7 protein-coding genes and 1 pseudogene are annotated in these 6,744 nt (G+C 45.2%); 3 read left to right on the forward strand and 5 right to left on the reverse strand.

Going from position 1 to position 6,744, the window contains the following annotated elements:
- The 3 genes and pseudogenes from QZ147_RS07640 to QZ147_RS07650 form a co-directional block, all read left to right on the forward strand.
- A pseudogene (locus QZ147_RS07640) lies at positions 1-206 on the forward strand (hypothetical protein); the annotation flags it as partial.
- A gap of 52 nt (positions 207-258) precedes the next feature.
- Positions 259-792: a ribosome-associated translation inhibitor RaiA gene (raiA, locus tag QZ147_RS07645; RefSeq protein WP_295148899.1), complete on the forward strand. Its 534-nt coding sequence runs from the start codon at positions 259-261 to the stop codon at positions 790-792.
- A 175-nt stretch (positions 793-967) separates the two neighbouring features.
- On the forward strand, positions 968-1,726 hold the full coding sequence (locus tag QZ147_RS07650; RefSeq protein ID WP_295148901.1) for a phage Gp37/Gp68 family protein: 759 nt from the start codon (positions 968-970) through the stop codon (positions 1,724-1,726).
- On the opposite strand, the gene QZ147_RS07655 is transcribed toward QZ147_RS07650, so the two are convergent.
- The 5 genes from QZ147_RS07655 to QZ147_RS07675 form a co-directional block, all read right to left on the reverse strand.
- On the reverse strand, positions 1,715-1,840 hold the full coding sequence (locus tag QZ147_RS07655) for a hypothetical protein (protein WP_295148902.1): 126 nt from the start codon (positions 1,838-1,840) through the stop codon (positions 1,715-1,717). The genes QZ147_RS07650 and QZ147_RS07655 overlap by 12 nt on opposite strands.
- Complete coding sequence (locus tag QZ147_RS07660) at positions 1,840-2,382, reverse strand: DUF1523 family protein (RefSeq protein WP_295148904.1); 543 nt, start codon at positions 2,380-2,382, stop codon at positions 1,840-1,842. The genes QZ147_RS07655 and QZ147_RS07660 overlap by 1 nt, the downstream gene beginning before the upstream one ends.
- Positions 2,383-2,518: 136 nt before the next feature.
- Positions 2,519-2,641, reverse strand: a complete 123-nt coding sequence (locus tag QZ147_RS07665; RefSeq protein ID WP_295148906.1) for a hypothetical protein — start codon at positions 2,639-2,641, stop codon at positions 2,519-2,521.
- 192 nt (positions 2,642-2,833) lie between these two features.
- The gene (locus QZ147_RS07670) at positions 2,834-5,083 is read right to left on the reverse strand and encodes a nitric-oxide reductase large subunit (protein WP_295148908.1); all 2,250 of its coding nucleotides are present in this window, start codon (positions 5,081-5,083) and stop codon (positions 2,834-2,836) included.
- Between the two features lie 136 nt (positions 5,084-5,219).
- Positions 5,220-6,744 (reverse strand): TonB-dependent receptor (locus QZ147_RS07675; RefSeq protein WP_295148910.1); only part of this gene is annotated, 1,525 nt, incomplete at its 5' end.

Genomic DNA, 6,744 nt, shown 5'->3' on the forward strand with positions numbered 1-6,744 from the left:
GACCTATCCTAACTTATAGGGTAGATATAAAATACTTTGGAGAAATAGATATACCTAATACTACCGATGATTGCACCGGAAGTAGAGTAGAATCTATGTCCGGCAACGAAAACGGAATCGTAATGCTTGACGTATTCGTAAAATCCGTTCCTAACGTAACCCCCACCCCTATAAGCTTCCACAAGCGCACTATCCAAAAGCTCTAAATTTCAGCGCTTTTATGTTATAATCGCGTCACTTTCATACAAAGGAGACGCGATGAACGCAAGTATCGTAGGAAAACAATTCGAGCTAACCGAGCCTATCAAAAGCTACATCCAAAACGCATTTGAAACGCTCGGAAAATACAATCTTGATATTATTTCGACCAGATGCGTCGTCTCGGCGGACGAGAAAAACGGCAAAAAAGGCTTTAACGTCGATCTGTCGCTAAATTTAGCGCGAAAAGAGACCGTCGTAATTAGCCACAAAGACAAAGATTTATACGCCGCCATCGATCTTGCCGTAGAGCGAGCGTCTAAAATTTTACGCCGAGAGCACGACAAAATGACGACCGTCAAAGGCAAAGACGACGCAAAAGAAGCGCGCTCGCGAATCGGCGAAATAAGCGAGATAATCGACGGCGTAGATGAAATCGTACCTATGGAATTAGAGCTTTATAAACCGCTTGAAATCGAAGAAGCGTTGGAAAAACTAAAAAATAGCGATATGCAGTTTTACGTATTTAACGACATAGACGCCAAAATGCGCGTCATATACAAACGCTCCGACGGGAAATTCGGACTTTATTAAAATCGCGGCGAGCTACGGCTCGCCCTAAAACCGTGCTTAACAATGACTTTACTAAAACCTCCTAAATTTTACCGCTTTGAAGTTCTATCTACAAAATTTTGCGCCTCGAATTTTAGCGCCTATCGCTTGCTTGTCCGCATAAATTTACGCTCAGGCGGAACTAAACGAAATTTTAATGCCCAAGCTTAGATTTGCATTTAAAAGTTGGAATCCGACGATCGGCTGCTCTAAGATCAGCGAAGGCTGCCTAAACTGCTATGCGCAAGCTTTTGCGCTTCGCTTACAAAGACTAGGAAGCGAAATTTATAAAGATGGTTTTGCGTTTAAAATGCTACCGCAGCGCCTAGCCGAGCCGCTTAATAATAAAACGCCGACGATTTATTTCGTAAATTCGATGAGCGATCTATTTCACGAGCAAATCGCGCGCGAGTTTTTAGATAAAATTTTATGCATCGTAGAGCGCTCCCCGCGGCATCAATTCCAAATCCTAACCAAACGCCCGCAGCGTATGCGCGAATATTTTTCGACCCGTCCCATCCCGCCTAATCTCTGGCTAGGCGCGACGGTCGAGTGCACCCGCCGCAAAGACCGCATCGAGCTAATAAGAGATATAAACGCAAGCGTAAAATGGCTCTCGTGCGAGCCGCTCGTAGAGTCTTTGGGTAAACTCGATCTGCGCGGCATCGACTGGGTCGTCGTAGGCGGCGAAAGCGGGATAAACGCGCGGGCGATGAAGCCCGAGTGGGCGCGCGAAATCTTACGCGCTTGCAACGAACAAGGCGTAGCGTTTTACTTTCACCAATGGGGCGCATACGGCGAGGACGGGGTTTTGAGAAGCAAAGAAGCAAACGGCAAAACCTTGGACGGTAAAATTTATAGACGCTATCCGCCTAAAATCGAAGCTATGCTTTACGAAAAGACGCTATTTGACTAAAAATTCGGCGTAAATTTCGGCAAATTTTACGGAAGCATAAATTTGCGGCAATCTCTCAAAACTTGCCGCAAAATTTAGTCCGTGCGGAAATACCGAGCAGCACAGAGGGCGCATTAAAAGCTTTTTTGCGGGTTAAAAAACCCTCTAACCAGCGCTAAGCAGATAAAAAACGAAAACGTCAGCAGCGCGTAAAACACCCACGAAACGATCGGATTGGCGCGCGTATCGTCGTTTGCTAGCTCCTTAATAGACGTTACGTTTCTAAACGCATCAAACATCGCGATCCGCCAGCCGTAAAATTTTAGCTGTGCGTGCACGGGAGTAGGCGCGCTTGCATAGCTGACCGCCTTTGCCTGTAAGTCCGCGGAGTTAAACTTAAAATAAAACGGAAATCCCCAACGCGTATCTTCGTTTCGGTACGGCATGGTTTTCTCGCCGCTTACGCTTTTGGTATAAATAAAATACACGTCGCGCGTCGGTCCGTCTGCCGGGTTGTCCGCGCCAATGAATCCGTCTTTATCCATGCGCTTGACCTCGCCGCCCGTGATATAAACCTCGTCGTAGTGCGGAAAGGCGTAGCTAACCAAAAGTCCGAGCGCCGCGTGCGCGACGAGAACGATAAAAATCAGTCCGTATTTCGCGATTTTTTTAATCAAAAGCATCCTTTTTAAAATTTTGCGTATTTTACCGCGAAAAGCTTAACTGCGCGATAAATCTAAATTTCAGCCTTAAAATCGCAAAATTTAACCTAAATTCTAAAGGGTAAAAATAAAATCTCGTAATTCTTGCGCCCTACCCGCAGTAGATGCCTAAAAATACGGCGTAAAATTTAAGCTCTGCGTCGTTTATAAATTTCGCGCCGTTTCGCGAGATAGATATGCCAGTCGCCTCTTTCGGCGATGGAACTTTAAGCAAATCGCCGCCGAGCTAAATTTAGACGCGAACGCGCTTTTAATCGTCTAAATACAACGGCGTAAATTTGAAAAAATAAAGATTAAAAATTTAAAAGATGTTTCGCGATTAAATTATGAGAAAATTTTCAGAGCGCTAGTTTTAGTAATGGAGTTAAAATTTAAAAGTTAGGGCGATCAAAGACCGCCCCGTAAATTAAGCCGCGTTGTTTCTGTTTTTACCGAATACGAATTTGCAAATTTGTATAAAGAAGCAAACCGCGCCGATAATTAAGATCGTATCGCCGATTAATCGCAACCAGCGTAAATCTTGCAAGAACGGCTGCTGTAAATACTCAGCGCCTCTTGCGTACCACATTCCCACGTCGATCGCGGCAAACGCCTGGAACATTCCGATAGGAAGCAGCGATAGTAAAATCATTAGCATCAAGCCCCAGTTTAGCGACCAGAAGCCGATCTTCATTAGCCCTTCGTCGAATTGCTTGTCTTTAAATAGATAAATCGCGGCAAGCAACACGAAGCCCAGCGCCAAAAAGCCGTAGACGCCAAATAGCGCGGCGTGTCCGTGAACCGGCGTAGTATTTAGGCCTTGGATATAAAATAGCGCTAACGGCGGGTTAATAAGGAAGCCGAACACGCCCGCGCCCAGCATATTCCAAAACGCAACCGCGATAAAGCAGTAAAGCGGCCATTTAAGCGTTTTAGCCCAAGTTTGCGCAAATTGCAATTTATAATGCTCAAACGCCTCGGCGCCTAAAAGAACCAAAGGAACTACTTCAAGAGCCGAGAAACTAGCGCCCACGGCCATTATCGGAGTAGTCGTACCCGCAAAATATAGGTGATGGAAGGTACCCGGAATTCCGCCGATTAGGAAAATACTACCGCTAGCAATCGCCGTATATGTCGCAAATCTCTTACCGACTAGTCCGAGGCTAGCAAATACGAACGCAAGCGAAGCAGTCGCGAATACCTCGAAAAATCCTTCGACCCAAAGGTGAACGACCCACCAGCGCCAGTATTCCATTACAGGGATCGGGCTTCTTTGTCCGTAGAATAGTCCCGCGCCGTAAAATAAGCCGACAGCGATCGTGGAAGCAGTGAAAATAGCAAGCAAGTTTTTATCTCCGCCCGCTTTAAACCCGCCTACGAATCCGCGAAGCACTAGTACCATCCATATAACTAGGCCCACGAAAAGGATTAGCTGCCAAATTCTACCTAGCTCTAAATACTCGTATCCTTGGTGACCCAGCCAGAAGCTCATACCGATCTCCATTTTGCCCGCGATCGCCATATATTCGCCGATGAAGCTACCTACGACTAGGAAAAGAAGCGCGTAGAAAAGCAGATCCACGCCCAACTTTTGAAATTTCGGATCTTTGCCGCCGTTAATAATCGGAGCAAGGAAAAGTCCCGCGGTCAAAAAGCCCGTAGCGATCCAGAAAATACTAGCTTGGATATGCCAAGTCCTAGCCAAAGAGTAAGGAATGATCTGAGATAAATTTATGCCGTAAAATTCCTGACCCTCTACAGTGTAGTGAGCCGTAAAGCCACCTATTAATACCTGAAATACGAATAGTGCAAGCGTGATAAATACGTATTTTCCAAGAGCCTTCTGGCTAGGCGTAAGCGCAAGCGCGCGAAGCGGATCTTCTTTGATAGGGGCCGGCTTGTCGCTCTCTTCTTCGTGCTTGCCGTAGAAATTCGAAAACCAAACTAGCAAGCCGATACCCGTAAGTAAAATCACGATACTAACGATCGTCCAAAATACGTTTTCGGTAGTCGGTACGTTGTCTATTAGCGGCTCGTGCGGCCAGTTATTCGTGTAAGTCGCGTCGCTATTCGGGCGATTAGTAGCCGTAGCCCAAGCCGACCAAAAGAAAAAGTCGTTTAGATTAGCTCTATCGCTAGCGCCCGCGAGCGTATTATCTTTCATAGCGTAGGCTTCGCGAAGTTCTTTAAATTTCGGATCGTTACCAAATAAAGAATCGTACTCCGCGCGAACGACGTTAATAGCCTTTATTCGGTCCGCGCTTAATTTGATAACGCCGTTTTCAAGCGTATTGGTGCGGTATTCTTTTTTCAATATCGCTTTTAGCTGCGCTTTTTGCGCGTCGTTTAGACTATCGTATTTAGCGTTAAAAAGCTCGTTTGATTTAATTTCCAAAAACGCGACTAACTCTTTATGAAGCCAGTCTGCGCTCCAATCGGGCGCTTGATACGCTCCGTGCCCCCAAACCGAGCCTACTTGCATACCGCCAATGCTTTGCCAGGCTTCTTGGCCTTTATAGATGCTTTCTTGCTCGATAAAAACCTTACCGTTTTCGTCGACAAAGCTTACCGTCGGAGGCGACTGTCTATAAACTTCGATGCCGTAGTAGCCCAAAATACTAAAACATACGACTAATACGCCGACTAGCGCGAGCCAATATTTTTTGTATTCACCCATTATTTACTCCTTTTCAAAAATTTAGGACGGATTTTATCCTAACCGAAATTTTAAAATAATGATATGGGTCAAGAGACGGACAAGACTCTAAAATTTAGCCGAAATTTTAGAGTCCTTAAAATTTACGCTAGCGCGTTTAGAAGTTGTAATTTAAATTTAGCATAAACGATCTCTCGTCGCCTGGCCTTGAGTCTGAACGCCAGTATTTTTTATCAAAGAGATTGTTTATTGCTAGCGTTACTTGGGCTTTATCGGTGATATTATACCCGGCGCTTACGTCAAATCTCGCAAAGCCGCCGAGATGATTGCTAGTAACGGGCGTATTTCTAGTATCATAATAGTATCGTTTAGAGTATCCCGTAACTCCCGCCTCCGCATACCATTTTTGACCTTGCGCGTATCTTAAAAATACGTTGCCCTGCCAGCGGCTGGTATTATTAAGCTCTAATCCTACGTTTAACGGCTTAGATTTATCGCTTATAATTTTTGCGACCATGTATCCAAGCGAGCTTCTTAGGTACCAATTATCGTAAATTTGTCCTAACACGCTTAGCTCCACGCCCCTACTTCGCTCTTTACCTCGTAGCGCCCAAGTATTAGGCTCGTTAGTAGGATCCGGTCGGTAGCGGATATTTTTGTGCTGAATTTCAAAAACGGCTAAATTCGTACTAAATTTATTCGCCCAGTTGCTTTTTATTCCTACTTCGTATTGGATATTATTTTGCGGTTTAGCGTCAAAGGTCGCGGGATCGCTATTTACGTCTATACTTATCATGCCGCGTCCGCCGTAAGGCGCAAAGCTTTGCGAATAAGAGGCGTAAGCCGTATGCTCGTCTGTAAAATCCCACAAGATACCCACTCGCGGACTAAACGCGTCTCCGTCGTATTCATTTGTTTTGCCGTTTAGTTTGTTAGTCGATTTAAATTTATAAAAATCAAATCTTCCGCCTAAAAGCAATCTATACTTATCGTCAAGGCTTATTAAATCCTCGAAAAATACGCCGTTATTTACCGCTTTATGCTCGTTATCGTTAGAAAAAGGCGCGTTTCTAGGCGAGCGCCAGCTACTTCTAGACGCATGCGGGTTTATTAAAACGGTATAGCCTCTGCGATACCAAAGCTTCGGCAAGCGCTTTTCTATACTGTTATCGTAGCCAAAGGCTAGATTGTGCTTAATACGCTCGAATTCCAGCGCGTAAGTTAACGTAAAAGTATTTGAAAGCGTGGTATTATCGGTCTTTTGCTTGGCGTAATTTTGCTCTAGATTAGTTCCGACTGCCGTTCCGCCGAAATAGTGGTCGAAATTTTGATACGCTTTTCGGTAGCCAAACACCCATTTCAGATTCATATCCTTTAAAATTTCGGCGTTTAGCTCGGTGCGCAAGAAGTGCAGTCTATCTTCTACGAAGTCGCCCTCGTGAGAAAAGCCTTTTTTATAGTCGATTCCGAGCTTGTCGTATTCGGTCTTTGTCGGCATCCTGTCGGGTACGCGCCATGCGTTGTCGAAGGTGTATTGCGCCTCGAAGGTTACGTCGCCGTCGTTATTTGCGACGATAAAGCTCGGACTAACCATAAAATTTTTATATTTTATATACTCCCTCCACGATTTGCCTTGCTCCAAGTCCGTCGTCAATTCTTTACGGACGCAGCCAAGGCGGCGC

This window comes from uncultured Campylobacter sp., assembly GCF_905371695.1.
Classification (GTDB): domain Bacteria; phylum Campylobacterota; class Campylobacteria; order Campylobacterales; family Campylobacteraceae; genus Campylobacter_A.

Bases quoted from the DNA above. Each gene is read 5' to 3' on its own strand.
- QZ147_RS07670 (WP_295148908.1), bottom strand. From the start codon at position 5,083: ATGGGTGAATACAAAAAATATTGGCTCGCGCTAGTCGGCGTATTAGTC.
- raiA (WP_295148899.1), top strand. From the start codon at position 259: ATGAACGCAAGTATCGTAGGAAAACAATTCGAGCTAACCGAGCCTATC.
- QZ147_RS07655 (WP_295148902.1), bottom strand. From the start codon at position 1,840: ATGCGCCCTCTGTGCTGCTCGGTATTTCCGCACGGACTAAATTTTGCG.
- QZ147_RS07650 (WP_295148901.1), top strand. From the start codon at position 968: ATGCCCAAGCTTAGATTTGCATTTAAAAGTTGGAATCCGACGATCGGC.